The organism is Flexivirga meconopsidis (assembly GCF_026162425.1).
Classification (GTDB): Bacteria; Actinomycetota; Actinomycetes; order Actinomycetales; family Dermatophilaceae; genus Flexivirga; species Flexivirga meconopsidis.
This window is the reverse complement of record NZ_JAOBQJ010000002.1, coordinates 189,952-216,307: the sequence shown is the minus strand read 5'-3', so window position 1 is coordinate 216,307 and position 26,356 is coordinate 189,952. Positions and strand designations below refer to the sequence as shown.

The window sequence follows — 26,356 nt, the reverse complement described above, 5'->3', positions numbered from 1 at the left end:
CTTATATGTTCCGACTACTGTTGTTGATGTCATTTCACATCTTGGCAGGTGTTCCGCAGCCGGAATATGTCGACGTGAGAATAGTCCCGTACGAGTCGCGCACGTTTGCGCCGATGCCGACGTTATCAGCACCGGCGTAGCCGTAATGCGTCGACGTGGACCATGCTCCGTGTGTGCCGGCGGTGACTGTGTCCCTTTCGCTCGTGCTAGTGGGTTGGCCGTTACGGTACACAGTTGTCCAAATCGTGTATCGCTCGTAAGGCACGTACTCGTAACCACGAACGTTGTATGCGTAGCCGGGCGGGCGCATCTGCCACACCAACACATGTGGTGGATAGCAGAACAGCAGTGCAAATGGCGCGCATTCTCATTTCGGTTCCCCTGAGTATTTGAGAAGCTATCGCGAACTCTCTCACTCGACCATGTAGCGCATGTGCACGTCAAGTGCCAAAAAGTACGCAAATCGTAAAATCCTCCGGCGCGGAATGTGTTGTTTGCGTCGGCTTCGGTGGCTGCGTGGCGCGGTTGGTCAGTCCGACACAGGCACCCGCCACAACACTCTTGCCGACCACGGTCGGCGCCGCGGGCGTCGCTGTCGCCGTCATGATCGCGCGACGAGCTGCCGCGCGAATATGCTCGGCGGACAGGCTGGTTCGATCCGGGTCGGTTGTTGCCGAGGACTGGATGCCAGGGCGGATTCGGTCACAGCGGGTCGCCCCGTCATACCCGATCGGAGGGGCGGGGTCGCGGGCTACGCGGCCGGCTGGTGCGGGTCGTCCCAGACGATGTCGGCGACCTGCTCGAAGGCACAGTGGGGTTGACCCCGTTTCGTGGACATCGGGTTAAGCGGCTTCGTTGGCCGTGGTGGTGAGCGTGTTCTCGAAGGCTATGGGGCTGATCTGGCCTAGTGCGCTGTGCCGTCGCCGACAGTTGTACACGGTCTCGATCCAGGAGCTGACCCGGGTGATCGCTTCGGCGTGTGTGTCGAACGAGTGCCGCTGGTAGTACTCGGTTTTCAGCGTCGACCAGAACGATTCCTGCTGAGCGTTGTCCCAGCACACCCCGGTCCGCGCCACGGACAGCCGCACATCGACCTCGTCGGCGACGTCAGCCAGCTGAGTGGACGTGTACTGACAACCCGGTCGGCGTGGAAGATGACCTTCGCGGTCGATCCGGAGGCCGGATCGCGGAAGGTGACCGCGCGACGCAGCGCGGTCTCGACCAGGTCGGTGTGCAGGTTGTCAGCGAACGCGTACCCGATCACCCGCCGGGAGCACCCGTCGCGGACCGTGCACAGATACAACCAGCCCTGCCCGGTGGCCAGATGGGTGATGTCGGAGGTCCACACCACGTTCAGTGCCCCACGATCGAACCTGCGCAGGGCATCCTTCCCTGCCAAGCCAAATGCCTGGCGATCAGGATGTCCACCGAACGGGGTCAACCTCACCGTGCGGCGAGGTTAGGTCGCCAATCACGGAGGCGACAACCGATTTTCGTCCGCGCCTATGTTGACGTCGTCAAGATTGACGCTCACTGGCCGGCAGCCGCACGCTGCCGTCATGACCACCTCAGCAGCCAGCGAACTCATTGTCACCCCACCGGGATTGGCCGGTGTCGTCGTCGCCGAGACAGCGATCGGCGACGTGCGCGGTGCGGAGGGCTTCTTTCACTACCGGCAGTACGACGCCACGCGCCTAGCCCGGGACCACAGCTTCGAGGACGTCTGGCACTTGATGCTCCGCGGCGAGCTGCCGACCGAGGCGCAGCGGGGTCCATGGGAGGCCGACGTGGCAGAAGCCCTCGTCATACCGGAGGGATTGGCGGAGCAACTCGGGGTGGTGATGCGGGCAGCAGGCAGCGACGACCCGTTGGTCACTCTGCGGACGGCGCTTTCGGCATACGGCGCGCTGACCGGTGACCGGCCGCTCTGGGACAGCGACGAGGACATCAAGCAACGTGCTGCGCTGCGCACCGCAGCCGTGGTGCCATGGCTGGTGACGGCGGCACACGCGCTGGCGAGTGGACGGGAGCCGGTCGCCCCACGGCCCGAACTTGGTTATGTCGCAAGCTATCTCGCGATGTTGACCGGCAGGACCCCGAGCGCAGAACACATCGCCGCACTTAGCCGCTACCTCGTGCTGACCATCGACCACGGCTTCAACAACTCGACGTTCACCGCCCGCACGGTCGCGTCGACCGGCACCGACCTGAGCTCGTGCCTGGTCGCAGGTGTCGGCGCGCTGGCCGGCCCGCTGCACGGCGGTGCCCCGAGCAGGGCCCTGGACGCCCTTGACGAGATCGGATCGGTGGAGCGCGCAGAGGGCTGGGCGCGCGCACAGCTCGCTGCCGGGCAACGGGTGATGGGATTCGGTCACCCCGTCTATCGGACCCTCGACCCGCGCTCGGAACTGTTGAAGGAGACCGCAATTGAGCTAGGCGGACCGACCGCGGACCTGGCCGTCGCGGCGGAGGCAGAGGTCGTCAAGGTGCTCGATGAGGCAAAGCCGGATCGGCCGCTGCGAGCGAATGTCGAGTACTACGCGGGCGTGGTGATGCAGGCGTGCGGGGTGCCGCGCGAGATGTTCACCCCGACCTTTGCGTGCAGTCGCGTGGTGGGATGGGCGGCGCACGTGCTGGAGCAGAGTCGGGACCGCAAGATCATCCGGCCGAGGTCGCGCTACGTCGGCCCGCTGCCCGAGTGATCTTCTGACCGACCGGTGTAGGTGGCCCGGGGCCGGAAGCGGAGCGGGTGGCCCTGCTCCTCGATGCCGTGCGCCACGAAGCCGGAGAGGCGGGCGAGCATGAAGAGCACCGCACCGGCGTCCCGCGGCAGGTCAGTGGCGAGTGAGAGCGCGGCAAGGGCGAGGTCGACGTTCGGTGCCACCCCGTGCCGGCGCCCGACGCGGACCACGAGCTCGTCGACCGTGCCGACGACGTCCGGAGCGACCCGGCCCACGGCGGAGAGGAGCACGTCGAAGCGGGGATCGTTCCCGACGTACACCGCGTGACCGAATCCCGCTGGTGTGTCGTCGATCTCGGCGCTCCCGGACCGCGCCGCCACCAGCAGATCGTATGCCGGGGCCGACGCGGCGCCATGGCGCTCACCGGCGAGCGCCGACGCTCCGGCGAGCATCACCAGGTAGGGGTCGGCGCCGGTGCTCGCGGCTGCCCTGGCGGCCAGCGTCGAGGTGGCGAGCTCGTGATCGGCAAGGATCCCGAGTGCGACCTCAACTGCGCGCAGCTCGTCGGGGTGGCAGGCCCGGTCGCTCAAGGCGGACCAAACACCTGCCGCGACGGACGGGGCAGGCGGTGGAGCGGACGGTGTGAGAGCGGCGATCGCCGTCATGATCGCGCGGCGGCCGGCGGCCCGAAAATGACTGGCCGACAGGCTGGTTCGATCGGGGTCGGTGATGGCGGCGGACTGGACGGCGAGCCGGATGCGGTCGCAGCGGGTGGCGTCGTCATACCGGATCGGTGGGGTTGTGCCGGACGGCCAGACGGCCGGCGGATCCGGCTCGCCCCAGACGATTTCGGCAACCTGCTCGAAGCAAGAGTGCTCGGCGAGTTCGCCGGCATCGCGCCCGCGGAAGAGCAGCCGTCCTTGTGGGTCGAGACTTGTGACGGCGGTCTCGACGGTGAGTTCGAAGACACCGCCGCGCGGTCGGTGGTGCCGAGCCGCTAGCTGCGCGACCTCGGCACGGTCGAAGCGTGAGCCGTCCTGCCGCGATCTGCCGGCGCCCGCGCGGTGCAGCAGTCCGCGGCTGACATAGGAGTAGACGGTCGCGACGCGCACGCCGAGCAGGTCGGCCGCCTGCTGGGTCGAGATGAGGTCGTCGCTCACTCGCCACACCCTAATGCGGTGCCTGTGGACAACTTCTGCGCGCGACAGCGTGCGAGTGCCACGGTGGAGCGGTGGACACTTCCGGCGCATCCGACCGGGCCGCGGGCCTCCGACAGCCCAGCCTGCCCGGCTACGAGGTGATCGGTCCGATCGGGCGCGGTGCGACCGGGACCGTCTGGGCGGTGCGTTCCGCCGACGGGATTCGGTTGGCAGCGAAGGTGCTCGCGGGGGAGGCAGAGCAACTGGACTACGAGATCACGGTCCTGGAGTCGATCCGTCACGAGCACGTCGTGCGACTGGTCGACGTCGTGCTCGACACCGCATCGGAGCCGCCTGGCCTCGGTTTGGTGATGGAGCTTGCCGAAGGCGGGTCGCTTGCCGAGACGCTGACCCGCCGTGGGGTGTTGACACCAGGGGAGTTGGTCACCGTGCTCTGCCCGGTGGCCCGCGCGCTGCACGATCTGCACGGCCTGGGGTTGGTGCACGGCGATCTCAGCCCGGGCAACATCCTGCTGACCGGTGACGGCAAGCCGTTGATCGGCGACCTGGGTATGTCGCAGCTCGCCGGTCACGTCGGCGACGAGGTGTGGGCGACCGAGGCCTGGGCCGCACCGGAGGTACTCGCCGGCGCCGCTGTGACGCCGGCAGCTGATGTCTACTCGCTCGGTGCGATCGCCTGGCGCGCGCTCACCGGTGCGCCTCCCGAGCCGGCCGCCTTGCGGGCCGACCTGTCAGAGCTTGCCCCGGAGGTGCCTCAGGAGCTCCGGGACCTGGTCAATTCCGCTCTGGCGCATACGGACTCGGCGCGACCGCTGCCCGGCGACTTTGCGCTGTCCCTGTGGCGATGTGCCGACCCCGAGCCGGCCCCCGTGCAGGGATCGGCGGCCCGCCGAGTTGCCGTCGCCGCGAGCGAGGACCCCGCTGAGGCGCTCACCCGTCGGATCCGAGCGGAAGCCGGCCAGGTCGTCGACGCGCACCCGCAAGCGTCCCGATCGGCCCGCCGCACCCGCCGCGCCGGGCGCGACCCGGGGCGGCGCGGACCATCGGTCCGGTGGGCCTGGACCGGGGTCGCCGTCGCGGTCGCACTCGGCGTGAGCGCCGTCGCGTTGGGTGCACCGGACCGTTCCGGCGGCGGCGCCTCCGCAGCTACCGAAGGTTCACCGAGTGCGCCGGCGGCACGACCGTCGGCGAGCGCGCGGCCCTCTGCCGCCGATCCGGCGCCGGAGCGACTCGGCAGCGACCCGGTGCAGGTGGTGCAGTCCCTGGCCGATGCGCGGGCAGCCGCGTGGTCGAACGTCGATGCGCGGCGCCTGAATACCGCTTTGGTGCCGGGCTCTGCTGCGGACAAACGAGATCGGGCCGACCTCGGCAAGGCCGTCGCGAACGGCGTGCAGTATGACGGGTTGAGGTTTCGCGTGCGTTCGGCCCGGGTGGAGCCGGGGGAAGGCGACACAGTGCACGTGACGGCCGTGATCGACCGTCCTGCCTATCACGTCGTCACGGCAACCGGGCGCCGCACCGTCCCGGCCGGGTCCGGGCAGCGCACCGACGTCTCGGTGCGGTGGACGCCGGACGGCTGGCGCATCACCGATTGGCAGGCGCCGTAGTTGAGCGGCACCCACGGGTCGCTCAGGTCAGCAGCAGCGCGTCGAGCCGCCGGGCCACGACCCGTGTGCCGATCAGGCCCAGCACGACCAGGTAGACCACCGACACCGCGGACGCCCAGGTGACCTCGCCGGTGGTGAGCTCCCGACAGAGCACCACGCCCCGGTAGAGCGGCGTGCACTCCACCACCCAGCGCAGCCAGTCGGGGAAGGCGCTGACCGGGAAGAAGGTGCCGGAGAAGAGGAACAGTGGCATTACCCCGAGGGTGATGTATTCGAAGTCCTGCCACGACCGCATCCAGGTGGTCAGCGCCATACAGATCCCGGCGAACGCGAACCCGATGAGCAGCGTGGCCGGCAGTGCGAGGATCGCCCACCACGAGTGCACCATGCCCAGCGCCGCCATCACGATCAGGAACGCTGCCGCATAGCTGCCGCCGCGCAGCAGCGCCCAGCTGATCTCGCCACGCGCGACGTCTGCGGTGGTGCGCGGTGTCGCGAGGATCTGGTCGTAGAGCTTGACGTACTTCAGCCGGAAGAAGACGTTGAAGGTGGTGTCGAAGACCGCGCCGTTCATCGCCGACGCCGCGAGCATGCCGGGCGCGACGTAGTCGGCATATGGCACGGTGTGACCGCCGACGTCGAAACCGTGCACCAGCTTGCCGACACCCACGCCGATCGACAGCAGGTAGAAGACCGGCTCGAGGAAGCCGGTGAGGAAGAAGATCCAGCCGCGCCGGTAGACCAGGTAGTTGCGGTAGAGCAACACGCCGGTGGCGCTCGCGCGGGACAACTCGCGACCGGTGTCGCGGGTAAGAGCTCCGGAGACTGCGGACATCAGCGCACCAGCCTCCGCTCCAATGCCCGTATGCCGAGCCAAGTCCCGCCGACCGCGCACACCCCGAGGTAGACCACATGCGCCAGCGCCGCCGGCCACGACCAGGTGCCGAGCGCGCACATGCGGGTCAGGTCGACCCCCTGCCACAGCGGTGTCAGCCGGGCGACCCACTCCAGCACCGGCGGAAGGTTGCCGAGCGGGAAGAACGCGCCGGAGAAGAGGAACAGCGGCATCATCAGCAGCCGGAAGATCACCGTGAAGCCGCCCTCGTCCTTGAGCGTGGCGGCGTAGGCGTAGACCGGCGCGGCGAAGGCGAGCCCGACCAGCAGCTGGATGAGGAAGACCCCGATCGCGCCCGGCACCGACGACCAGGCACCGAACGGAGCCATCACGAGCACGAAAACCGCTGCACTGGAAGCGATCCGGACGACGGCGAAGGACAGGTGGGCGAGAGCGATATCGGCGACCCGCAACGGGGTCGCGAGCATGCCGTAGTAGGTCTTGTGCCACTTGACCGCACCCATCACCGGATAGGTCGTCTCCCCGAACGCCAACTGCATGCTCTGACCGGCGAGCAGGCCCGGCACCACGAACTGCAGGTAGCTGCCCGCACCCTCCAAGTGCGACGGATCGGCCTTGACGAACCCGCCGAGCAGGACGCCCATCGCGACGACATAGAGCAGCGGGGTCAGGAAACTGTTGATGACCGTGCCGCGCCAGGTGCGCCGGTAGACCGTCACCCAGTAGTCGAACAACCGGGCGGTGAGCGGCAGGGAGGTCATCAGTCGACCAGGCTTCGGCCGGTGAGCCGGAGGAAGACGTCTTCCAGGGTCGAGCGCCGGGTGAGCATCCCGACCGGCTGCAACCCGCGGTCGTGCACCGCCACCGATGCGGCCTCGCCGTCGTCGGTGTAAAGCAACAGCCGGTCCGGCAGCACCTCGACCCGATCGGCCAGATCGGCGAGCGCATCGGCCAGCGCCTCGTGCTCGCCGACCCCGAAGCGCAACTCCACGACCTCCCGGGTGGAGTGCGCGCGGATGAGTGCGGCAGGGGAGCCCTCGGCGACGATGCGGCCCTTGTCCATCACCACCAACCGGTCGCAGAGCTGCTCGGCCTCGTCCATGTAGTGAGTCGTCAGCACCAGCGTCACGCCCTGCTGTTTGAGCCGGAAAAGCTTGTCCCACAACACATGTCGCGCCTGCGGATCGAGCCCGGTGGTGGGCTCGTCGAGCAGCAGCAGGTCTGGCTCGTTGATCAACGAGCGGGCGATCGTCAGGCGCCGCTTCATGCCGCCGGACAGATCCTCGACGCGCGCGTTCGCCTTATCGGTGAGCTGGGCGAAGTCCAGCAACTCGTCCGCGCGTGCCCGGACCGCAGGCCTCGTCATACCGAAATAGCGGCCGTAGACGATCAGGTTGTCCCGCACCGACAGCTCCGGGTCGAGCGAGTCCTCCTGTGGGCACACGCCGAGCCGGGCGCGGATCCGCGAGCCGTCCGTCGCCGGGTCGCGCCCGAGGATCCGCAGCTCGCCGCCGCTGATCGGCGAGACGGCCGCGACCATCCGCATGGTCGAGGACTTGCCGGCGCCGTTGGGGCCGAGAAAGCCGAACGACTCTCCCCGCACCACCTCGACATCGATGCCACGCACCGCCTCGAAGTCGCCGAACGACTTGCGCAGCTCCCGTGCGCTGATCATCACCTCCGGCATCGAGCGGTCCATGACCCGGACGCTAGCAACGTCCGCCGACACACCGCCTGGTTCCGGGCTTTGGACTGACCGGTCGACCTGCATATGCTGCTGGACGCTCTTTGCCCCAACCCCTGACGAGAGACATCCGTGGCATTCACCGTGCAGTCCTGCACATCTACCGACTTCCTCGACGTCGTTCACGCTGGGGGGCGTGACGTCCCGGTCGAGCAGGCGCCCGAGTGGGCGAAGTATGACGACTCGCTGCCCGGCCGCGAGCACTGGCGCTACCTGGTGGTCAGGGACGGTGACGAGCCGGTCGTCGCGCTCAGTCTCACCTCGTTCTCTGGCCGCTTCCTGGAGCAGCTCTGGGCCAAGAACGGGCCGATCTGGCTGTCCGGCGAGCGGTCTGCCGAGCGCGAGCGGCAGGTGCGGGACGCGCTTGCGTCATACATCCGCAGCGAGCGGCCATCCGCGGCGGTGCTGCGACTGCACACGGAGCACGGCGGCGACGACCTGGTGGAGCCGCTGATCGGCGTCTTCTACGACCGCACGGTGATCCTCGACCTCACCAAACCCGAGGACCAGCTGCTCGCGGAGATGTCGCAGACCGGCCGCCGCAACATTCGCAAGGCGCTGAAGAACGACGAGCTGACCTTCGCCGACGAGACCGGCATCGGCGAGGCGGACTTCCGCGACACGATGTACCCGGTCTTCGAGGAGACCGGGCGGCGCGGTGGATTCGTGCTGCGGCCACCGAGCTTCTATTACGAGATGCTGCGCGAGCTCGGGCCGCAGGTGTGCCGCCTGTTCGTCGTGCGGCACCGTGGCGAGGTGGTCGCCTGGACCCTCGTCACCGTGTATGACGGGGCGGCCAGCTACTACTTCGCCGCCTCCAAGGACGCGGCGCGCGACCTCTACGCCGTCTACCGCCTCGTCTGGGGCGTGCTGCAGACCCTGCACACCGAGCAGTTGCGCACCTTCGACTTCTGCGGTGCCGGGTCGGCGCGCGCGCCGGAGCTGGAGACGCTCAACCGGTTCAAGCTCAACTTCGGCAAGAAGGCGCTGGTGGACATCCCCGGTCCATGGGATGTGATCCTGCGCCCGGGCGTGATGCGTGCGTACAACACCCAGCGCTCCGCACTGAGTGCGGCCGCGCGCGCGAAGACGGCCGCCCGCGAGCTCCCGCACCGGGTGCCGCGATCGAAGGCCGACGTGGTCGGCATGGTGGACGCGGCCACCTCCGCGGCCGCGTCGGCGGTGACCCGGGTGACTCCGCCGAGCACCGCGGCGCCCGCGGTGCTTCCCGTCGTGCTCGACTTCACCCTGTCCGGGTATGCGCTCGCCCGCGCCTTCCACGAGCGCTACGGGCTGACCAGCGTGGCGCTGGTGCCGTTCGCCACCGGAGCGATCGCCGACTCATCAGTGATCTCGCAGGTGCGTGAGCTCGGCCGGGGCGCGGTGACCGATCCGAAACCGGTGCTGCAGGCCATCCGCGAAGTGGCCAAGGCCAATCCGGCGCTCACCGTCATACCGCTCACGAACAACGACGCACTGGTGCAATCCCTTGCAGCAGAACGCAATTCGCTGGGCAAGAACGTCGTCGTCCCGCACGAGACGCCGGAGATGCTGCACCGGGTTTCGGACAAAGTCTCCTTCAACGAGCTGTGCGCTGCCGCCGGTGTCGCGACACCGCGCACCGAGGTGCTCGACTTCGCCGGTGGCCGGCCCGACGCCGACGCCGTCGACCTGCCCTGGCCGATCATCGTCAAGCCCGCTGACTCGGGCAGGTTCGCCGGCCTGCGGTTGGCCGGAAAGAAGAAGCTCTACCGCATCGACGACCGGCCGGCGCTCGAGGAGCTGATCGGTCAGTTGCACCAGGCCGGGTTCGACGGGCAGATGCTCGCCCAGGAGTTCATCCCCGGGGAGGACCTGCTGTCGATCACGCTCTACCGGGCGCGGGATGGCCGGATCACTCTGGCTCGCGCCTCGCAGGTGCTGATGCAGGACCCGCGCGCGGCATACCTGGGCATCCCGGACGTCCAGGTGGTCACCGAGCTGGACGACGCGGTCGAGCAGGGGGCGCGCATCCTGGCCGAGGCCGACTACCACGGCTTCGCCAATCTGGACGCGATCCGTGACCCGCGCGACGGCCGGGTGGTGTTCTTCGAGATCAACCCCCGATACGGTCGCAACTGCCATTACGCGACGGCAACCGGCGCCAATATCGCCGAGCAACTCGTCGGCGACCTGATCGAGGACTCACCGGTCGAGGCGCCCGCACTGTCCGGCGAACTCGTCTACACCACGGTGCCGCCGCGTTTCGTCGAGCGTTACGTCGGTGGCGCCGCGGGCGCCCGGGTCGCGGCGCTCGCCGGTGCCGGGCGGCTCGCCGATCCGCTGAAGTACGACGGGGAGCGCAACCCCAAACACCGGGCGTATGCCGCAATCACGGCGCGCAACCACGCGCGCGCCTATCGCGGTCAGCCCCCGACCCTGCGGGTCTGAGACTCTGCGGGTCTGAGACTCAGGCCGCCGCATAACGCATCGCGTCGTCAATGCTGCGGTGGTGCCACTGGAAGTCGTTCTGCTGCAACACTTTCGGACGCATACGAGTGCTCGAGACGACGTCCTCGGCAAGCTCTCCGAGGACGAGCCGTAGGCCGAGCTTGGGGGCGGGGAAGACCGCCGGCCGGCGCAGCACCCGGCCCAGCGCCTTCATCGCGTCGCGCTGCCGGACTGCGGCCGGGGTGGCCAGGTTGACCGGCCCGGTGATCTCCGGGTGGTCGATCAGGTGCACGAGTGCGGAGATCTCGTCGGTCAACGTGATCCAGGACCACCACTGACGTCCGTTGCCGAGCGGGCCGGCGAGACCGAGTTTTGCAAGCGGCAGCACCCGCGCCATCATCCCGCCGCCGTCGGGTGCGAGCACGAGCCCGGTCCGGGCGAAGGCGACCGGCAGGTCGGCCGAGACGGCAGGGGCGGTGGCCGCTTCCCAGCGTTGCACCAGCTCGGGCAGGAAGCCGGTGCCGGGCGGCGAGTCCTCGTCGACCTCTTGGTCACCGCGGTCGCCGTAGTAACCCATCGCGGAGCCGTTCACCAGCCGCACCGGTGCGTCGAGCCGGGTCAGCGCCGTGGCCAGGGTTTCGGTGCTGTCGACGCGAGAATCGATCAACGTCTGTTTGTACGACGCGGTCCATCGATGGTCACCGATGCCGGCGCCAGCGAGGTTTACCGCAGCCGAAATGCCTTGTAACGCTTCAGGATCGAGTTGCCCTTCAGTGGGGTTCCAGCGGACTTCATCCGGAGACTTCGGGGGATGCCGCACCAGCTTGACGACCTGGTCTCCGCGTTCGGCGAGCGCCTGGCAGAGCGCGGTGCCGATCAGCCCGGACGACCCGGTGATCGCGACTCGCATGAGGGAACCTCCACTGATGTGGGAAAGGGTGAAGGAACAGTCCAGCACACTTGTCGGTGAAAGCTGGCAGAGTCGGCGGGTGAGCAGCGAGTGGTCACCGGTCTACCGGGAATGGGCGCTCGGCCCCGGCGTCACCGCCTGGACGAGCGTCAGTGGCACCGGGCCGGTGCGGGTGCTGCCGGACGGTTGTCTCGATCTGCTGTGGACCGACGGCTCCTTGAGCATCGCCGGGCCGGACACAGTCGCCAAGCTGGTGCCGGGGGAGTCGGGTCGCCGCCGCGTCGGGCTGCGCTTCGCGCCGGGTGTCGGGCCGGGGATCCTGGGTGTGCCCGCCGGTGAGCTGACCGACCTGCAGGCCCCCGCGGATGCGCTGCCCTCGGCGCAACGGCGCCGGCTCGGGCGCGGCCTGCGTCATACCGACTTGATGGGGCCGGCGGAGATCGCCACCACGCTGCTGGACTCGCTCGACATCGACGGAGGCGACCCATTCGTCACAAGACTCGCCGACCTCGCCGCCGCAGGCACCGCACTGCCGGCCATCGGGCGGGCGCTCGACCTGAGCCCGCGACAGCTGCATCGACGCTCAGTCGCGGCCTTCGGCTACGGGCCGAAGCAGCTGCACCGGATCAGCCGATTCCAGCGCGCGCTCAGCCAACTTCGGGCCGGCCTACCCGCCGCGGAATGCGCTGTGCGCACTGGGTTTTCGGACCAGTCCCATCTCAGCAGAGAGGTGCGGGCGCTCGCCGGGGTGCCGATCCGAGAGCTGACTCAAGCACGCGGCGCGAAGATGTCGACGCCGTTGCCGTCCGGGTCGAGCACGCTGGCGTAGCGCTGCCCCCACGGCGCGTCGAACGGCCGCAAGGCGGCCTCGTATCCGGCGCCGGTGACCTGCTCGAAGAGGGTGTCGACGTCGGCGGGGGAGTCGGCCTGCAGGGCGAGCCCGATCCGGCCGCCGGTGACCGGCCGCCAGTCGGGGTGGAAGGAGCGCACCGTCGACTCGGGGTCCCAGGCAAGCCGCATCCCGCCGTCGAGGGTGATCTCGACGTGCGGGGCGTCGTCGACGCCGTCGGGCACCGGAAGGCCGAGCAGCCGGTAGAAACGCAGTGACGCGGCCAGGTCGGCGGTCACGATGCCGACGAGGTCCAGGCGGGCGGAGGGTGTCGTAGGTGCGGGTGAGTTCGTCATACCGGCAACGTATGGCGCCGTCCGCGCACCTGTCTTGCACGTTTCGGACATGCGCCGCGCGCCGCCCAGCCGGTGGCCGGGCGGCGCGCGGTCAGCACGGGTGCGTCGCGGTCAGACCTCGAACGCGCCCTCTTCCAGCCGCTCCTTCATTGCGGTGAGGAAGCGGGCCGCGTCGGCGCCGTCCACGATCCGGTGGTCGTAGGACAGCGCGAGGTAGACCATCGAGCGGATGGCGATCGTCTCGCCGCCGTCGGCGTCGGTCACCACGACCGGCCGCTTGACGACCGAGCCGGTGCCGAGGATGCCGACCTGCGGCTGGTTGATGATCGGGGTGTCGAACAGCGCGCCGCGGCTGCCGGTGTTGGTCAGCGTGAAGGTGCCGCCACCCAGCTCGTCCGGTGTCACCTTGTTGTCGCGGGTGCGGGCCGCCAGGTCGGCTGTCTTGCGGGCGAGGCCGGCGATGTTGAGGTCGCCGGCGTTCTTGATCACCGGGACGAACAGGCCCTTCTCGGTGTCCACCGCGATGCCGAGGTTCTCCTGCGGGTGGTAGACGATCGAGTCGTCCTCGACGCTGGCGTTGAGCTGCGGGTAGGCCTTGAGCGCTTCGACCGCGGCCAGCGCGAAGAACGGCATGAAACTGAGCTTGACGCCCTCACGCTGCTCGAACGCAGTCTTGTTGCGCGCCCGCAGCCGGGCGATCTTGGTGACATCCACCTCGACGACCGTGGTCAGCTGCGCCGACACCTGCAGGGACTCGACCATCCGCTGCGCGATCAGCTTGCGCATGCGGGTCATCTTCTCGGTCGTGCCACGCTTGGCCGAAACCTCAGGAACAGCAGTCGGTTTCGAAGCCGCAGCCGGCGCAGTCTCAGCAGCCGGGGTCGCTGCTGCGGCCGGCTGCTCGGCGGGCTTGGCGGCGTCGAGGACGTCCTGCTTGCGGATCCGGCCGCCGACACCGGTGCCCTTGACCGTCGACAGGTCGACGTTGTTCTCGGCGGCCAGCTTGCGCACCAGCGGCGTGACGTATGACGCAGGCTCCTCCCGGTTCGAGCTCGCGGCGGGCGCCGGCGCACTGGCCGGAGCGCTCGCCGGCGCCGGAGCTTGCGGACTCGGCGGCGGGGTCTGCGACGCGGCCGGGGCGGCCGGCTGGGCGGGCTGCTGCGGCGCGGGAGCCGCGGCCGGTGCGGGCGCTGCCGGCTCTTGCTTCGGCGCCTCTTGCTTCGGGGCCTCTTCCTTGGCGGGCTCCTGCGTGGGCGCCTCCTGCGCGGGCGCTGCGGCGGGAGCACCCCCACCGGAAGCGTCACCGCCGATGATCGCCAGGTCCGCGCCGACCGGCACGGTCTCGTCCTCTTGCACCAGGATCTTGCTGAGCTTGCCGGCGACCGGGGAGGGCACCTCGGTGTCGACCTTGTCGGTGGACACCTCGAGCAGCGGCTCGTCGACCGCCACGTCGTCACCCTCGGCCTTCAGCCAGCGGGTGATGGTGCCCTCGGTGACCGACTCGCCGAGGGCCGGCATGGTGATTTTCTCTCCGCCGCTGACCTCTCCGCCGGTGCCCGCGCTCGGCTGCTCGGCCGGCTGCTGCTGGTCGGTGGACGGTGCCTCAGCGGGAGCCGCCTGCGCTGCCGGCGTCGCCTCCGGTGCGGCGGCAGCGGTCTCCTGCGGGGCGTCCTGCTTCGGCGCCTCCTGCTGCGAGTCACCGGAGCCGGAGTCGCTCGCCGGAGCGGCGGCGCCGTCACCGATGACCGCGAGATCGGCACCGACCGGCACGGTCTCGTCCTCCTCGACGAGCACCTCCTGCAGAGTGCCGGCGACCGGGGACGGGATCTCGGTGTCGACCTTGTCGGTGGAGACCTCGAGCAGCGGTTCGTCGACCGCAACCTCTTCGCCCACCTGCTTGAGCCAGCGAGTCACGGTGCCTTCGGTCACCGACTCGCCGAGTGCTGGCATTGTCACGCGTTCAGACATGGATGACAGTCTCCTTGATTCTGTATGCAATCTGCAGGCGGGTCTCACGCATGAGCGTGTAGCGGCTTTCCGGCGAGGGCGAGATGAGCCTCGCCGAGCGATTCGTTCTGGGTCGGATGGGCGTGGACCAGACTGGCAACGTCATCGGGCAGCGCCTCCCAGCCGACGATGAGCTGGGCCTCACCGACCTGCTCACCCATGCGGGCACCGATCATGTGCACTCCGACCACGGCGCCGGTGTCGGCCGCGCGGACCACCTTCACGAAGCCCTGCGTCTGCAGGATCTGGCTCTTGCCGTTGCCGCCGAGGTTGTACTCATAGCTGCTGACCTCGCCGTGCCGCTCCTGCGCGGCCTCCTCGGTCAGGCCGACCGACGCGACCTCCGGGTCGCAGTAGGTGACCCGCGGGATCCCGCTTTCGTCGATGACCGCCGGCTGCTTGCCGGCGATCTCCTCGGCCACGAAGATGCCCTGTGCGAATCCGCGGTGCGCCAGCTGCAGGCCGGGCACGATGTCGCCGACCGCGTAGACGCCCGGCACCCCGGTGCGCAGGCGCTCGTCGGTGATGACGTAGCCGCGGTCCAGCGTCACACCGGCCTCGGCATACCCGAGGTCGTCGGTGACCGGACCGCGACCGACCGCCACGAGCAGCAGGTCGGAGGTGACGGTCTCGCCGGAGTCGAGGGTGACGGTGACGACGTCACCGTCCTGGCTGGCGCCGGTCAGTTTCGCGCCGGTGAGCACCTTGATCTTGCGCTTCTTGAAGGCGCGCTCCAACTGCTTGGAGATCGCCGCGTCCTCGGCGGCGACGAGTCGTGGAAGTGCCTCGACGATCGTCACCTCGGAGCCGAACGAGCTGAAGACAGAGGCAAATTCGACGCCGATCACGCCACCGCCGAGCACGGTCACCCGCGACGGCACGTGGTCCAGGCTGAGGGCCTGGTCGCTGGTCATGATGCGGCCGCCGATCTCGACCCCGGGCAATGTCTTGGCGTAGGAGCCGGTCGCCAGCACGATGTTCTTGCCGGTGAGCACCCGGTCGCCGACGGTGACCGTGGTCGGCGAGGTGAGCCGGCCGGTGCCCTCGACATACGTGATCCCGTGCGACTTCACCAGACCCTGCAGCCCCTTGTAGAGCCGGCCGATGACGCCGTCCTTGTAGCCGTGCACGCCCGACATGTCGACCGACTCGAAGGTGGTCTTGACGCCGAACTTTTCACCTTCACGGGCACTGTCGGCGATCTCCCCCGCATGCAGCAGTGCCTTGGTCGGGATGCAGCCGCGGTGCAAGCAGGTGCCGCCGACCTTGTCCTTCTCGACGAGAGCCACGCTCAGGCCCAGCTCGGCGGCACGGAAGGCGCAGGCGTAACCGCCGCTGCCACCGCCCAGGATCACGATGTCGTATTGGTCGGCTGCTGCCGTCATTGCTCGAAGCGCTCCCTTGCGTCTCGTCGCTGATGAGGTGTCGTGCATCGCCATCTTGGCACTGTCGGCCACGTCACGCGGCGGCGGTCTCCATACCGGCCGGTGTTAATCACTGGTTCGGGCGGTGCTCGCCGTGCGAGAGTGGCCGGACGCGACAATGAGGAGGTCGACCGTGACGGACAAGAGCGGACCCAGCGACGAGGTCAAGCGCAAGTTCCGCGAAGCGCTGGACAAGAAGCACGCGCACGGTGGCAAGGACGTCTCGGACAATTCGGAGCACTCCAAGGTGCACGGCACCCACGGTGCCGAGACCAGCGGCGCGCAGCAGATGTTCCGCCGCAAGTCGGGCTGAGCGGACCGCCTCGCGACATACGAAACAACAACCCGCACCGATCATTTCGGTGCGGGTTGTTGTTGTCCCGTATGGCGATCGGCCGCTCAGGCGCGGCCTTCGGCGAGCTGCACCAGGGTGCGCACCGCGAAGCCGGTGGCGCCCTTGCCGACGTAGCCGTAGGTCTCGTCGGCGGAGTATGCCGGGGCCGCGATGTCCAGGTGCACCCACGGCAACTGGTTGCCGTCCTTGTCGTCACCGACGAAGTCCTGCAGGAACAGCGCGGCGACGATCATCCCGCCCATCCGCGGGCCGGTGTGCTTGATGTCGGCGACCAGCGACTTCATGCCCGATCGCAGGTGCTGCAGGAGCGGCATCGGCCAGAAGTCCTCACCGGCGGTCGTCGCCGCCGCGACCACCTCCTCCCGGGTGGTGTCGTCGTTGCCCAACGCGGCAGCGGTGCGCGACCCGAGCGACAACACCGCGGCACCGGTGAGCGTCGCGACGTCGACGATCAGGTCGGGCTGCTCGCGGGAGGCGAAGCAGAGGCCGTCGGCCATCACCAGCCGGCCCTCGGCGTCGGTGTTGATGACCTCCACCGTCTTGCCGTTGGGCATGGTGACGACGTCGCCCGGGCGCTGCGCGTCCGCGCCGGTGAGGTTCTCGGCCAGGCACAGGTATGCCGTGACCGCGACCGGCAGACCGAGCTCGGCGATGGCGGCCACGGCTGCTGCGACGGCAGCGGCGCCGGCCATGTCGTCCTTCATCGACACCATGCTCTCGGCGGGCTTGATGCACAGGCCGCCGGAGTCGAAGGTGATGCCCTTGCCGACGAAGGCCAGGTGCTGCCCCGCCTTCGCGGGCCGGTAGGTGAGGGTGACCAGGCGGGGTGGGCGCGCCGAACCCCGGCCGACGCCGACCAGGCCACCGGCGCCGGCCTTGGCGAGCGCCTTCTCGTCCTGCACCTTGACCTTCACCTTGCCGCCGGCGAGGTGCTCCTTGACCTGCTCGGCGAAGGACTCGGGGTAGAGGTCCAGCGGCGGCATGTTGACCAGGTCCTGCGCCCAGGCGCGCTGCGTCGCGACGACCCCGGCCCGCTTCACTCCGGCGCGCACCGCCTTGTCCTTTGCGAGCGGTGACAGGACGGAGACCTTGGTGATCGGCTTGGCCGACTTCTTGGAGCGGTACGCGTCGTACTCGTAGGCGCCGAACAGCGCGCCCTCGCCGGTCGCGACGACGAGCTCCGCGGTCTCCGCCGGGAAGGCAAACGCGACCGAGCCCACCTTGCCGACGAGCGACCGGGTCGCAGCGCCGGCGGCCTTACGGACCACCTCCGCGTCGTCGGCCTGCGGGCTCGCGGCCAGTCCGGAGCCGCTGATCACCACGACCCCCTGGATGCCGGGAACACCTGGCAGCCGGACGATCTCGTCGGCTGCACCGGTTGCGTCCAGCGCCTGCAGGCTCGCGTCCAGGTGCTCCTGCGTCGCCCGGTCCAGCGCGGTCGCGGGGGCGACCTTCGCGCGCCCGTCCTCCTGCACGGCGAGCACGACGAGCGCGTCCGCCTTGCTTTTGCCGGAGGAGGTATCTGTCACGGTCAACGTCGGCACGACGTGGGCTCCTATCGTTCGGTGTTCGATCGACGCGGACGATACGCCGCGCCGGTGAGAGTCGGCGCACGGCATGGTGCCGGGCCCGGCTACCGTGCGGTGCATGACTGCGGAGCCGAAGACGTCCCCCTTGCATGATCGCCATGTGGCCCTCGGGGCCAAGCTAGCCGATTTCGGCGGATGGCAGATGCCGATCGAGTACCCCGGCGGCGGCGTGCTGCGCGAACACACCGCGGTGCGCGAGCGGGTCGGCATCTTCGACGTCTCGCACCTGGGCAAGGCGCTCGTGCGGGGCAGCGGCGCGGCCGACTTCGTCAACTCGTGCTTCACCAACGACTTGCGCAAGGTCGCGCCGCCGAAGGCGCAGTACACGATGTGCCTGGACGACGAGACCGCCGGCGTCGTCGACGACCTGATCCAGTACTTCACCTCCGAGGACGAGATCTTCCTGGTGCCGAATGCCGCCAACACCGCCGAGGTCGTCCGGCTGCTGCAGGCCGCGGCACCCGAGGGCATCGAGATCACCGATCAGCACACCGATTACGGGATCATCGCGGTGCAGGGTCCGAAGGCGCCCGAGGTCGTCGCCGCGCTCGGCCTGCCGATCGACCTGGACTACATGTCGTTCCGGGTCGCGCAGTGGCAGGGCCGGGACGTCATCGTGCTGCGCTCGGGCTACACCGGGGAGAAGGGCTTTGAGTTGGTCCCCCGGTGGGACGACGCACCCGCCCTCTGGGACGCGCTGGTCGAGGCGATGGCGCCGTACGACGGATTGCCCTGCGGCCTCGGCGCCCGCGACACGCTGCGCACCGAGATGGGGTACCCGCTGCACGGCAACGACCTGACACTCGACATCACCCCCAACATGGCGCGCGCGGGCTGGGCGGTCGGGCGCGGCAAGGACGCCTTCTGGGGCAAGGAGGCGCTGCAACGCCAGAAGGACGCCGGCGGCTATCGACTGACGTGGGGTCTGCTGGCCACCGGCCGCGGCATCCCGCGCAGCCACTGCGAGGTCAAGGACGCCTCGGGTGCGGTGATCGGCGAGGTCACCTCGGGCACGATGTCGCCGACCCTGAAGCAGGGCATTGCGCTCGCACTACTCGACCGCGGCGTGTCCGAGGGGGACGACGTCGTCATCGACGTGCGTGGCCGTGAGCTGCCTGCCACGGTGGTCAAACCACCGTTCGTTAAGGTCGAGACCTCCTGACGGCCGCGGCCGGCCTCAGCGCACCCGCGGGCTGTCGCTGAGGTCCAGTGCCCGTCCGCCGGTCACCAGCACCACGTGTGGCAAGGCAGCGCCGATCAGCCGGTTCGCCTCAGCTACGGTGCGCTGCAGCTTCCGGCGAGTTTCGTTGCGGGGGAGCGGGATCGAGCCGACGTCAGTGCTGAGCAGCACGACGTCGAACGGCACTCCCAGGCAGACGGTCACCAACTCGTCCGCAGCGTCGGTCACCGCGGCCAGGGCACGCTCGGGGTCCGACCAGGCATCCGCGCGGTCGAGCAGCAACGCCACCCACGCGGTGAGGTCGTCCACGAGCACCGGGTGTCGCGCGCGCAGGATCGTGCGGGACAGGTCGTTGGTGCCGGTGACGGTCCAGGAGTCCGGCCACCCCGCGGAGGGGTCGCGGTCGGGTGACGCTTCCTCGGGAGACGGCACCGCGACCGTCGCCGCCGCCTGATCGCGCAGCAGGCTCACGGCATACCTGCCTCGACCACTGCCCTCGCCCCCGAGCACCAGAGTCGCCGGCACGAAGCTCACCATCCTCATCACTGTCGTCCGTCACACCCACCACATGGGTAAGCCGAGCGTAGCCACCCGGCCCTGGAACGGCGAGAGGGGCGACGCGGGAGGCGCCGCGTCGTGAGAAACGCTCGCTCGACCGCCCGCCGATGTGCTTGTCTGATGCGGCCATGAGTGAGAGCAGCCACACACCCCAAGTCAGCGGACCGGTTTTCGTCGCCCATGAGGGCGGCAAGCTCGAGTCGGTACCGACCAAACCGCTCCGCGACCGGGACGACTTGTCGCTGCTCTACACCCCGGGCGTCGCCGATGTATGCCGCGCCATCGCAGCCGACCCGGAGTTGTCGTTCCGCTACACCACCCGCCACAACACCGTCGCAGTCGTCACCGACGGCACCGCCGTGCTCGGCCTCGGCGACATCGGCCCGACCGCCGCACTGCCGGTGATGGAGGGAAAGGCGGTGTTGTTCAAGCACTTCGGCGGGGTCGACTCGGTGCCGGTGTGCCTGGAGACCGGCCCGGTCGAGGACCTGGTAGAGGCCATCGCGCGCATCGCGCCGACCTACGGCGGGATCAACCTCGAGGACATCTCGGCGCCCCGCTGCTTCGACATCGAGGATGCGCTGAAAGAACGACTCGACATTCCGGTCTTCCACGACGATCAGCACGGTACGGCGATCGTCACGCTCGCCGCACTGCTCAACGCGGCGAAGGTGGTCGGCCGCGAGTTGCCCTCGCTCAAGGTGGTCATCGCCGGTGCGGGTGCGGCCGGCGTCGCGATCGCGAACATCTTCGAGCGCGCCGGCATACCCGATGTGGTCGTGGCCGACTCGCGGGGCGTCATCTCCCGGTCGCGCGAGGACCTCGGCCCGCACAAGCGCAAGCTCGCCGAGAGCACCAACCCGCGGCAGGTGACCGGGTCGCTGACCGACGCGCTCGCCGGCGCGGACGTCTTCGTCGGCGTTTCAGGCGGATCGGTGCCTGAGGACGCCATCCGCGAAATGGCAGACGGTGCAATCATTTTCGCGTTGGCGAACCCGGACCCGGAGGTTCACCCCGAGGTGGCCGCCCGGCACGCGGCAGTGGTGGCCACCGGCCGATCCGACTTCCCCAACCAGATCAACAACGTGCTGGCGTTTCCCGGCCTGTTCCGCGGCGCACTCGACTCCGGTGCCAAGGCGATCACCGAGGAGATGAAGCTGGCGGCGGCCGAGGCGATCGCCGGCCTCATCGAAACGCCGACCGCCGACGAGATCGTGCCGTCGGTGTTCGACGAGCGCGTCGCGCCGGCGGTCGCGGAGGCGGTCCGAGCCCACAGCTGACCCGCAGGACTTTTGGGGGTATGACGGGGCCTACTGCTTCTTACCGCCGCCCAGCAGCCCGCCGAGGATGTCGCCGAGGCCGCCGGGCAGCGCGCCCGTCTGACCCTGTGCGGTGCCGCCCTGTCCGCCACCGCCGAGGATGCTGCCGAGGATGTCGCCCAGACCCCCGCCGGAGCCGGTCGGTGCCTGCTGACCGGCCGGCGGCTGGCCACCGGCAGGTGGGTTCTGCGCGCCGGTGTTGCCGCCGGTCGGTTGCGGGGCCTGGTTGCCGCCGAGCACCTTGTCGGACAAGTACTTCAGCACGATCGGCGCGAGGATCGGCAACAGCTTCTTGACCAGGTCGTTGCCACCGCCGAGCCCGCCGAGTTGCTGGACGACCTGGTTCTCGTTGCCGCCGAAGACGTTACTGACGATCTTGTTCGCCTCGTCCGGCTGCACGGTCGAGGGGTCACGGTCCTGGTGCTGGCTGAGTGCCTGCGCCAGGGACGCCGCACCACCCTCGTCGGTCGCGTTGGCCTGCATCCCGCCCAGCAGCGCGGGAACGACCTGCTCGGCCGCGGCCTGCACCTGCTGCGGGTCGGAGCCGACCTGCGCAGCGATCTGGTCGATCGGGAGCTGGCCGAGGATGTCCGATGAAGCGCTCATGTGCTCGTCCTTGTCGGTTGTGACGGATGTCGCACGCGAGCGTAGCGGCCGGAACGCTCAGTCGGAACGTCTCGATTCGTGGACGAGAATCGCGACCTGCACACGGTTGTCGGCCGCGAGCTTGGTCAGCACTCGCGAAACATGTGCCTTCACCGTGGGGACACTCATGTAGAGCTGGCGAGCGATGTCGGCGTTGGACAACCCCTCGCCGATGAGGTCGGCGACCTCTCGCTCCCGGTCGGTCAGCACCGTCAATTTGTCGCGGGCCGCCTGCCGGTCGCGGTCCGGCCCGGTCGTCACCCGGTCCACCAGTTGGCGCGTCACCGACGGCGACAGGATCGGGTCACCGGAGGCGACCGCACGGACTGCATCGACGAGTCGTTCGGGCGGGGTGTCCTTCAGCAGGAAACCACCGGCGCCGGCGCGCAGTGCCTGCACGATCAGATCGTCGGAGTCGAACGTCGTGAGCACGATGACTTGCGGCGGATTAGGCTGCGCCAGAATGCGTTTCGTCGCCTCGATGCCGTCCATCACCGGCATCCGGATGTCCATCAGGACAACGTCCGGACGCTGCTCGGCCACCGTCTGCACACCGGCGGCTCCGTCCGCCGGGTCGGCGGCAAGCACGTCGATGTCGTCCGCTCCGCGCAGGATGATGCGCAACCCCGCGCGCACGAGCGCGTCGTCGTCGACGAGCAGCACGCGAATCTTGGTCGATGTGGTGGTCGGGTCGTCAGGAGTCGGCGAGCTCACCGGGCCACGGTAGCCGGGCCCGCACCACGAAGTCGCCCGCCCGGTCCCGCCCGGAGGTCAACTCGCCCCCGACCAGGACCGCGCGCTCGGTGGCACCGACCAGGCCGAGCCCTGCTCCGGGGAGCCGCTCGTCGTCGTCCGACGGCTGCGGCAGGGGGTTCCACATGCGCAGCTGCAGATTGTCGTCGGCATGTCGCAGCTGGATGTGAATCTTCCTGCCCGGCGCGTGTTTCCGGCGATTGGTCAGCCCTTCCTGGACGATGCGGTAGGCGTTACGCGACACCAGATCGCTGAGCCCGCTGAGATCGGACGGCATGTCGAGCTCGACCGGGCCGTCGGCTTTCTCCGCGGTGTTCACCAGGGACGGCAGGTCGGCAAGGGTCGGTTGCGGTGCGTCCGGTGCGGCGTCGTCGCCTGCCGTCGGGTCACGCAGCACGCCCAGCACTTCTCGCAGCTCGCTGAGCGCCGCGTGCGCGTTGTCCCGGATGATCGCCGAGGACTCCTGCAACTCCTCCTGGCTGAGGTTGCTGCGATAGGCCAGGGCGCCGGAATGCATGGCCACCAACGAGATTCGGTGGGCAAGCACGTCGTGCATCTCCCGGGCAATCCGCGAGCGTTCGGCAACCCTGGCCTGCTCGACCCGCAACTGCTGGCGGCTCTCGGCATCGAGGAGTCGTTCGTGCAGCCCGGCAATCAGAAGGCGTCGGGCGCCGATCGCCATACCTGTGGCGATGCAGAAGCCCAGTGCGAGCAGCCCGAAGATCCCCGAGGCGAGGAAGTCGCTGTTCCCGTCTTCTGGTGGATGGAACAAGTATTGGTAGACGTAACCACCGGCCAGGTACGCGACACCGGCGACCGCGACCGGCTTCCATCGTCGATGGGTGGTGAGGGAGATCAACGCGATCGACGACGCACCCGTCGGCGTGGTCGACACGAAACAGAAGCCGGCGAGAATCAGGCACACGGCGAAGGGCCACCGACGGCGAAATAGCAGCAGCACCAACGACACCAGGCCAAGAAGGCCGTCGACCAGGATCCAGTGCTCGCCGTCGCGGTAGCCGCGCACGTCCTGCGCGGCCTGCGTCACCACCAGAGCCACACCGATCGTGGCGGCCAGCAGCTCGCGCCATACCTCACCCCAGATGTGCCGGCGACGGCTGACTCCGGGTAGCGCGAGATTCACGCGGACCAGCGTATGCGTCCGTGGCCGGAGCCCACGTCATACCAAAGTCGGGGTGGTTTCCAGCCCCGCGGCCGATGCGCGACCTACCTTCGGATTGCCAGGCTGGAGCCATGATCAAAGTCGAGGACCTGACCCGCCGCTACGGTTCGTATGCCGCGGTCGACTCGGTGTCGTTCGAGGTGCAGCCCGGCACGGTTGCCGGCTTCCTCGGCCCGAACGGCGCCGGCAAGTCGACCTGCATGCGGATGATTTGCGGTCTGACCCCGCCCACCTCGGGCACGGCGACCGTGCTCGGCAAAACCTATGCCGCGCTGCCCAACCCGGGCCGGCACGTCGGTGTGCTGCTTGACGCGGCCGCCCAGCACAACGGCCGCACCGGCCGGGAAATCCTCACCCTCGGTGCGATCATGATGGGCCTGGACCGCCGCCGCGTCGATGAGATGCTCGAGTTGGTTGGCCTCAACAAGGAGGAGTCCAAGCGGCGCCTGCGTGACTACTCCCTCGGCATGCGGCAGCGGCTCGGCATCGCCCACTCGCTGCTCGGCGACCCCAAGGTGCTGATCCTCGACGAGCCGGCCAACGGCCTGGACCCGGCGGGCATCCGCTGGATGCGTGGGCTGCTGCGCGGTTTCGCCGACGAGGGCGGCACCGTGCTGCTGTCCTCGCACCTGCTGCACGAGGTCGAGGTGGTCGCCGACGAACTCATCGTGATCGGTCGCGGCAAGATCGTCGCCGAGGGTCCGAAGTCGGCCCTGCTGTCCGCCGCCGGCACCACTGTGCGCACCACCGATGACCAGCGCTTGGCCAATGCGCTGGAAAGCGCCGGTTTCCAGGCGAGCCCGGCCACCGGCGGCGGCATACACACCGACGCCGTGCCCGAGCAGGTCGGCCGCATCGCGCTGGAGCAGCAGGTCGTGCTGACCGAGCTGCGTCAGGCGGGCACCGCCGGCCTGGAGGAGATGTTCCTGCAATTGACCGCAGCCGACGCACGCGAAGGAGTGGCGGCATGACTACTGGACAACTGATGGCGGATGAGCGGATGCCGTCCCGCATCGCCGACGAGACGATCTCCGGGGTGCCGTTCGCGCGGCTGGTCAAGCTGGAGCTGCGCAAGCTCGTCGACACCCGCGCCGGGCGAGTGCTGCTGGCGGTGGTCGTGGCACTGCTGATCGGCGTCTCGCTGATCCCGATGTTCGCCGGCAGCCCGGCCGAGGACAAGTCGTTCAACGACTTCGTGCAGATCGGGTCGATCGTGCTGCAGCTGCTGCTGCCGATCATCGGCATCCTCGCGGTGACCAGCGAATGGTCGCAGCGGACCGGGCTGGTGACCTTCACGCTGGAGCCTCGCCGCACCCGCGTGGCGCTGTCCAAGTGGGCCGCCTCGGCGCTCATGGGGCTGATCGGTGTCGTCGCTGGTTTCGTCGTGGCCGCCGTGTTCACCCTGCTCACCGACATCATCCGCGGCAGCGACCCGTCCTGGAGCATCAGCTGGGAAGTCGTGGTCGGCATCTTCGTCGGTCAGTTGCTCTACATCTCGATCGGTGTCGCCTTCGGCATGCTGATCCAGAACACGCCCGGCGCGATCGTCGCCTACCTGCTGATCCCGAGCCTGTGGTCGATGCTCGGCAGCTTCTCCTGGATGGCGAACATCGCCGAATGGGCCGATACGAACAAGACCATGGCGCCGCTGCTCGACGCGAGCATGCAGGGCTCGGACTGGGCCAAGCTCGGCGTCTCGCTCGTCATCTGGTTGGTCGTGCCGATGGTCGCGGGCATCTGGCGGATGACACACAGCGAGGTGAAGTCCGGCTGACCGCCGCTTCACCTGAGGCGAGAACCCACTGGGCCCATCGGGGGAGTCCAGTGGGTTTTCGTATGCCCTCATTAGGGTGAAGCCCATGAGCGGATGGACCTGGAGCTACGAAGACACCGGCGGCGCGCAGTTGAGTGCGCCGCAACTTGTCACCACGGCATTCCCCACCCAGAACGACGCCGAGAGCTGGCTCGGGGAGCACTGGCGGACGCTGGCCGACGAAGGCGTGGCAGCGGTGACGCTGCACGAGGACGACACCGTCGTCTACGGGCCGATGCCGCTGTCGGACGGCTCCTGACGGAGCGTCACCGACGCTCAGACTTTGTCGCCGCGCTTCACGCGAGGCATCGGACGGCGACCCATCCGAAGTTGGAACGCCCGCATGATCGTGTATGACGTGGTGCCGCGCGGCGGGTCGGTGTGGAAACGCTCGCGGATCTGCTTCTTGATCCGCCGCAGCACCAGCACCGAGTCGACGATCCCGACCAGCACGACCAGCCACAGGAAGAAGAACGCGGCCATCTGCAGGCTGCGGTTGGGCAACACGGTGAGCACCAGCACGACGAGCATCAGCGGGAGCAGGATCTCGCCGAAGTTCCACCGGGAGTCGATGTAGTCACGGATGAAAGCCTTGATCGGGCCCTTGTCCCGCGGGGGTAGCGCCTTCTCGTCGCCGCGGGCGAAGGCCTCGCGCTGCTCAAGCCGCGCCTTGCGCGCCTCCTCACGCGACTGCTTCTTGGCCGCCTTGCGGTCGACCGGCACCAGCGGCTGCCGTCGGGCGGCTTCCTGCTCGCGGCGCTTCGGGGTCGGCCGGCCCTTCTTCGGGGTCACGCCCGACCGGGCGGCGTCCTTGTCGAGGTCGACAGAGATCGCCTCCGGTGCGGGGTCGGTGGTCTCAGTGGTCTTGTTGCGGCCGAACACATCAGTCATTCTACGGTGCTCGCGGAGTGCCTCCGCCCGCGTGCGAGGGCGGCGACGGGCGCACTAGCTTGGTGT

At 69.0% G+C, this 26,356-nt stretch carries 26 protein-coding genes; 10 read left to right on the top strand and 16 right to left on the bottom strand.

Annotated features, from left to right (window positions below; all coding sequences use genetic code 11):
- Positions 1–842: 842 nt before the first annotated feature.
- Positions 843–1,061, bottom strand: coding sequence for an integrase core domain-containing protein (locus tag N2M23_RS21115; RefSeq protein WP_425270196.1), 219 nt, complete (start codon positions 1,059–1,061; stop codon positions 843–845).
- Positions 1,016–1,399: a DDE-type integrase/transposase/recombinase gene (locus N2M23_RS06435; protein WP_265444163.1), complete on the bottom strand. Its 384-nt coding sequence runs from the start codon at positions 1,397–1,399 to the stop codon at positions 1,016–1,018. Before N2M23_RS06435 ends, N2M23_RS21115 begins: the two co-directional genes overlap by 46 nt.
- Before the next feature lie 160 nt (positions 1,400–1,559).
- Here N2M23_RS06435 and N2M23_RS06430 point away from each other — a divergent pair, with 160 nt between their 5' ends.
- Positions 1,560–2,702 carry a citrate/2-methylcitrate synthase gene (locus tag N2M23_RS06430; protein ID WP_265444162.1) on the top strand — a complete coding sequence of 381 codons (1,143 nt, stop codon included), beginning with the start codon at positions 1,560–1,562 and terminating at the stop codon, positions 2,700–2,702.
- Here N2M23_RS06430 and N2M23_RS06425 read toward each other — a convergent pair.
- Positions 2,678–3,841, bottom strand: a complete 1,164-nt coding sequence (locus tag N2M23_RS06425) for a citrate synthase (protein WP_265444161.1) — start codon at positions 3,839–3,841, stop codon at positions 2,678–2,680. The two genes, N2M23_RS06430 and N2M23_RS06425, sit on opposite strands and share 25 nt — an antisense overlap.
- A gap of 71 nt (positions 3,842–3,912) precedes the next feature.
- On the opposite strand from N2M23_RS06425, the gene N2M23_RS06420 reads away from it, so the two are divergent.
- Positions 3,913–5,448: a protein kinase domain-containing protein gene (locus N2M23_RS06420; RefSeq protein WP_265444160.1), complete on the top strand. Its 1,536-nt coding sequence runs from the start codon at positions 3,913–3,915 to the stop codon at positions 5,446–5,448.
- A 22-nt stretch (positions 5,449–5,470) separates the two neighbouring features.
- On the opposite strand, the gene N2M23_RS06415 is transcribed toward N2M23_RS06420, so the two are convergent.
- The 3 genes from N2M23_RS06415 to N2M23_RS06405 are packed head-to-tail and all read right to left on the bottom strand — an operon-like array spanning position 5,471 to position 8,003.
- Positions 5,471–6,283, bottom strand: coding sequence for an ABC transporter permease (locus N2M23_RS06415; protein WP_265444159.1), 813 nt, complete (start codon positions 6,281–6,283; stop codon positions 5,471–5,473).
- Positions 6,283–7,065: an ABC transporter permease gene (locus N2M23_RS06410; RefSeq protein WP_265444157.1), complete on the bottom strand. Its 783-nt coding sequence runs from the start codon at positions 7,063–7,065 to the stop codon at positions 6,283–6,285. Before N2M23_RS06410 ends, N2M23_RS06415 begins: the two co-directional genes overlap by 1 nt.
- A complete protein-coding gene (locus N2M23_RS06405) occupies positions 7,065–8,003 on the bottom strand; it encodes an ABC transporter ATP-binding protein (protein ID WP_265444156.1) in 939 nt (312 codons plus the stop codon). The genes N2M23_RS06410 and N2M23_RS06405 overlap by 1 nt, the downstream gene beginning before the upstream one ends.
- 117 nt (positions 8,004–8,120) lie before the next feature.
- Here N2M23_RS06405 and N2M23_RS06400 point away from each other — a divergent pair, with 117 nt between their 5' ends.
- Positions 8,121–10,478 (top strand): GNAT family N-acetyltransferase, encoded by a 2,358-nt coding sequence (locus N2M23_RS06400; RefSeq protein WP_265444155.1) that lies wholly within the window; start codon positions 8,121–8,123, stop codon positions 10,476–10,478.
- A gap of 19 nt (positions 10,479–10,497) precedes the next feature.
- Here the strand turns inward: N2M23_RS06400 and N2M23_RS06395 are convergent, their stop codons facing one another.
- On the bottom strand, positions 10,498–11,388 hold the full coding sequence (locus N2M23_RS06395; protein WP_265444153.1) for a TIGR01777 family oxidoreductase: 891 nt from the start codon (positions 11,386–11,388) through the stop codon (positions 10,498–10,500).
- A 79-nt stretch (positions 11,389–11,467) separates the two neighbouring features.
- On the opposite strand from N2M23_RS06395, the gene N2M23_RS20925 reads away from it, so the two are divergent.
- Positions 11,468–12,217: a helix-turn-helix domain-containing protein gene (locus N2M23_RS20925; RefSeq protein WP_265444151.1), complete on the top strand. Its 750-nt coding sequence runs from the start codon at positions 11,468–11,470 to the stop codon at positions 12,215–12,217.
- Here N2M23_RS20925 and N2M23_RS06385 read toward each other — a convergent pair.
- The 3 genes from N2M23_RS06385 to lpdA all read right to left on the bottom strand — a co-directional run bounded on the left by N2M23_RS06385 (position 12,157) and on the right by lpdA (position 15,965).
- Positions 12,157–12,573 carry a VOC family protein gene (locus N2M23_RS06385; protein WP_265444150.1) on the bottom strand — a complete coding sequence of 139 codons (417 nt, stop codon included), beginning with the start codon at positions 12,571–12,573 and terminating at the stop codon, positions 12,157–12,159. The genes N2M23_RS20925 and N2M23_RS06385 overlap by 61 nt on opposite strands.
- A 111-nt stretch (positions 12,574–12,684) precedes the next feature.
- Complete coding sequence (sucB, locus tag N2M23_RS06380) at positions 12,685–14,541, bottom strand: 2-oxoglutarate dehydrogenase, E2 component, dihydrolipoamide succinyltransferase (protein ID WP_265444149.1); 1,857 nt, start codon at positions 14,539–14,541, stop codon at positions 12,685–12,687.
- 44 nt (positions 14,542–14,585) lie between these two features.
- The gene (gene lpdA, locus N2M23_RS06375) at positions 14,586–15,965 is read right to left on the bottom strand and encodes a dihydrolipoyl dehydrogenase (protein WP_265444148.1); all 1,380 of its coding nucleotides are present in this window, start codon (positions 15,963–15,965) and stop codon (positions 14,586–14,588) included.
- Positions 15,966–16,137: 172 nt separating this feature from the next.
- Here lpdA and N2M23_RS06370 point away from each other — a divergent pair, with 172 nt between their 5' ends.
- Positions 16,138–16,317: a DUF5302 domain-containing protein gene (locus N2M23_RS06370; protein WP_265444146.1), complete on the top strand. Its 180-nt coding sequence runs from the start codon at positions 16,138–16,140 to the stop codon at positions 16,315–16,317.
- Positions 16,318–16,403: 86 nt separating this feature from the next.
- On the opposite strand, the gene N2M23_RS06365 is transcribed toward N2M23_RS06370, so the two are convergent.
- On the bottom strand, positions 16,404–17,903 hold the full coding sequence (locus N2M23_RS06365) for a leucyl aminopeptidase (protein ID WP_265444145.1): 1,500 nt from the start codon (positions 17,901–17,903) through the stop codon (positions 16,404–16,406).
- A gap of 103 nt (positions 17,904–18,006) precedes the next feature.
- On the opposite strand from N2M23_RS06365, the gene gcvT reads away from it, so the two are divergent.
- Complete coding sequence (gcvT, locus tag N2M23_RS06360; RefSeq protein ID WP_265444143.1) at positions 18,007–19,110, top strand: glycine cleavage system aminomethyltransferase GcvT; 1,104 nt, start codon at positions 18,007–18,009, stop codon at positions 19,108–19,110.
- Positions 19,111–19,125: 15 nt separating this feature from the next.
- Here gcvT and N2M23_RS06355 read toward each other — a convergent pair whose 3' ends face one another.
- Positions 19,126–19,671, bottom strand: a complete 546-nt coding sequence (locus N2M23_RS06355; protein WP_265444141.1) for a bifunctional adenosylcobinamide kinase/adenosylcobinamide-phosphate guanylyltransferase — start codon at positions 19,669–19,671, stop codon at positions 19,126–19,128.
- A gap of 143 nt (positions 19,672–19,814) precedes the next feature.
- Between N2M23_RS06355 and N2M23_RS06350 the strand changes: the two genes are divergently transcribed.
- Positions 19,815–20,966 carry an NAD(P)-dependent malic enzyme gene (locus tag N2M23_RS06350; RefSeq protein ID WP_265444139.1) on the top strand — a complete coding sequence of 384 codons (1,152 nt, stop codon included), beginning with the start codon at positions 19,815–19,817 and terminating at the stop codon, positions 20,964–20,966.
- Positions 20,967–20,996: 30 nt separating this feature from the next.
- Here N2M23_RS06350 and N2M23_RS06345 read toward each other — a convergent pair whose 3' ends face one another.
- From N2M23_RS06345 to N2M23_RS20920, 3 genes are read right to left on the bottom strand one after another with little or no spacing between them, the layout of a single operon-like run.
- Positions 20,997–21,611 carry a DUF937 domain-containing protein gene (locus N2M23_RS06345; protein WP_265444137.1) on the bottom strand — a complete coding sequence of 205 codons (615 nt, stop codon included), beginning with the start codon at positions 21,609–21,611 and terminating at the stop codon, positions 20,997–20,999.
- 57 nt (positions 21,612–21,668) lie between these two features.
- Positions 21,669–22,364 (bottom strand): response regulator, encoded by a 696-nt coding sequence (locus N2M23_RS06340; RefSeq protein WP_265444136.1) that lies wholly within the window; start codon positions 22,362–22,364, stop codon positions 21,669–21,671.
- A complete protein-coding gene (locus N2M23_RS20920) occupies positions 22,345–23,547 on the bottom strand; it encodes a sensor histidine kinase (RefSeq protein WP_265444134.1) in 1,203 nt (400 codons plus the stop codon). Before N2M23_RS20920 ends, N2M23_RS06340 begins: the two co-directional genes overlap by 20 nt.
- Positions 23,548–23,657: 110 nt before the next feature.
- On the opposite strand from N2M23_RS20920, the gene N2M23_RS06330 reads away from it, so the two are divergent.
- The 3 genes from N2M23_RS06330 (at position 23,658) to N2M23_RS06320 (ending at position 25,658) form a co-directional block, all read left to right on the top strand.
- Positions 23,658–24,557: an ABC transporter ATP-binding protein gene (locus N2M23_RS06330; protein ID WP_265444133.1), complete on the top strand. Its 900-nt coding sequence runs from the start codon at positions 23,658–23,660 to the stop codon at positions 24,555–24,557.
- Positions 24,554–25,360 carry an ABC transporter permease gene (locus N2M23_RS06325; RefSeq protein WP_265444132.1) on the top strand — a complete coding sequence of 269 codons (807 nt, stop codon included), beginning with the start codon at positions 24,554–24,556 and terminating at the stop codon, positions 25,358–25,360. Before N2M23_RS06330 ends, N2M23_RS06325 begins: the two co-directional genes overlap by 4 nt.
- An 85-nt stretch (positions 25,361–25,445) precedes the next feature.
- Positions 25,446–25,658: a hypothetical protein gene (locus N2M23_RS06320; protein WP_265444131.1), complete on the top strand. Its 213-nt coding sequence runs from the start codon at positions 25,446–25,448 to the stop codon at positions 25,656–25,658.
- Between the two features lie 17 nt (positions 25,659–25,675).
- Here N2M23_RS06320 and N2M23_RS06315 read toward each other — a convergent pair whose 3' ends face one another.
- On the bottom strand, positions 25,676–26,290 hold the full coding sequence (locus N2M23_RS06315) for a DUF3043 domain-containing protein (RefSeq protein WP_265444129.1): 615 nt from the start codon (positions 26,288–26,290) through the stop codon (positions 25,676–25,678).
- Between the last annotated feature and the right edge of the window lie 66 nt (positions 26,291–26,356).

Excerpts from the sequence above, each read along its gene's own strand:
- N2M23_RS06415 (WP_265444159.1), bottom strand. The coding sequence starts at position 6,283 with ATGTCCGCAGTCTCCGGAGCTCTTACCCGCGACACCGGTCGCGAGTTG.
- N2M23_RS06345 (WP_265444137.1), bottom strand. The coding sequence starts at position 21,611 with ATGAGCGCTTCATCGGACATCCTCGGCCAGCTCCCGATCGACCAGATC.
- lpdA (WP_265444148.1), bottom strand. The coding sequence starts at position 15,965 with ATGACGGCAGCAGCCGACCAATACGACATCGTGATCCTGGGCGGTGGC.
- N2M23_RS06330 (WP_265444133.1), top strand. The coding sequence starts at position 23,658 with ATGATCAAAGTCGAGGACCTGACCCGCCGCTACGGTTCGTATGCCGCG.
- N2M23_RS06350 (WP_265444139.1), top strand. The coding sequence starts at position 19,815 with ATGAGTGAGAGCAGCCACACACCCCAAGTCAGCGGACCGGTTTTCGTC.
- N2M23_RS06320 (WP_265444131.1), top strand. The coding sequence starts at position 25,446 with ATGAGCGGATGGACCTGGAGCTACGAAGACACCGGCGGCGCGCAGTTG.
- gcvT (WP_265444143.1), top strand. The coding sequence starts at position 18,007 with ATGACTGCGGAGCCGAAGACGTCCCCCTTGCATGATCGCCATGTGGCC.
- N2M23_RS06325 (WP_265444132.1), top strand. The coding sequence starts at position 24,554 with ATGACTACTGGACAACTGATGGCGGATGAGCGGATGCCGTCCCGCATC.
- N2M23_RS06395 (WP_265444153.1), bottom strand. The coding sequence starts at position 11,388 with ATGCGAGTCGCGATCACCGGGTCGTCCGGGCTGATCGGCACCGCGCTC.
- sucB (WP_265444149.1), bottom strand. The coding sequence starts at position 14,541 with ATGTCTGAACGCGTGACAATGCCAGCACTCGGCGAGTCGGTGACCGAA.
- N2M23_RS06410 (WP_265444157.1), bottom strand. The coding sequence starts at position 7,065 with ATGACCTCCCTGCCGCTCACCGCCCGGTTGTTCGACTACTGGGTGACG.
- N2M23_RS06405 (WP_265444156.1), bottom strand. The coding sequence starts at position 8,003 with ATGGACCGCTCGATGCCGGAGGTGATGATCAGCGCACGGGAGCTGCGC.
- N2M23_RS06315 (WP_265444129.1), bottom strand. The coding sequence starts at position 26,290 with ATGACTGATGTGTTCGGCCGCAACAAGACCACTGAGACCACCGACCCC.
- N2M23_RS06385 (WP_265444150.1), bottom strand. The coding sequence starts at position 12,573 with ATGACGAACTCACCCGCACCTACGACACCCTCCGCCCGCCTGGACCTC.
- N2M23_RS06430 (WP_265444162.1), top strand. The coding sequence starts at position 1,560 with ATGACCACCTCAGCAGCCAGCGAACTCATTGTCACCCCACCGGGATTG.
- N2M23_RS06355 (WP_265444141.1), bottom strand. The coding sequence starts at position 19,671 with ATGAGGATGGTGAGCTTCGTGCCGGCGACTCTGGTGCTCGGGGGCGAG.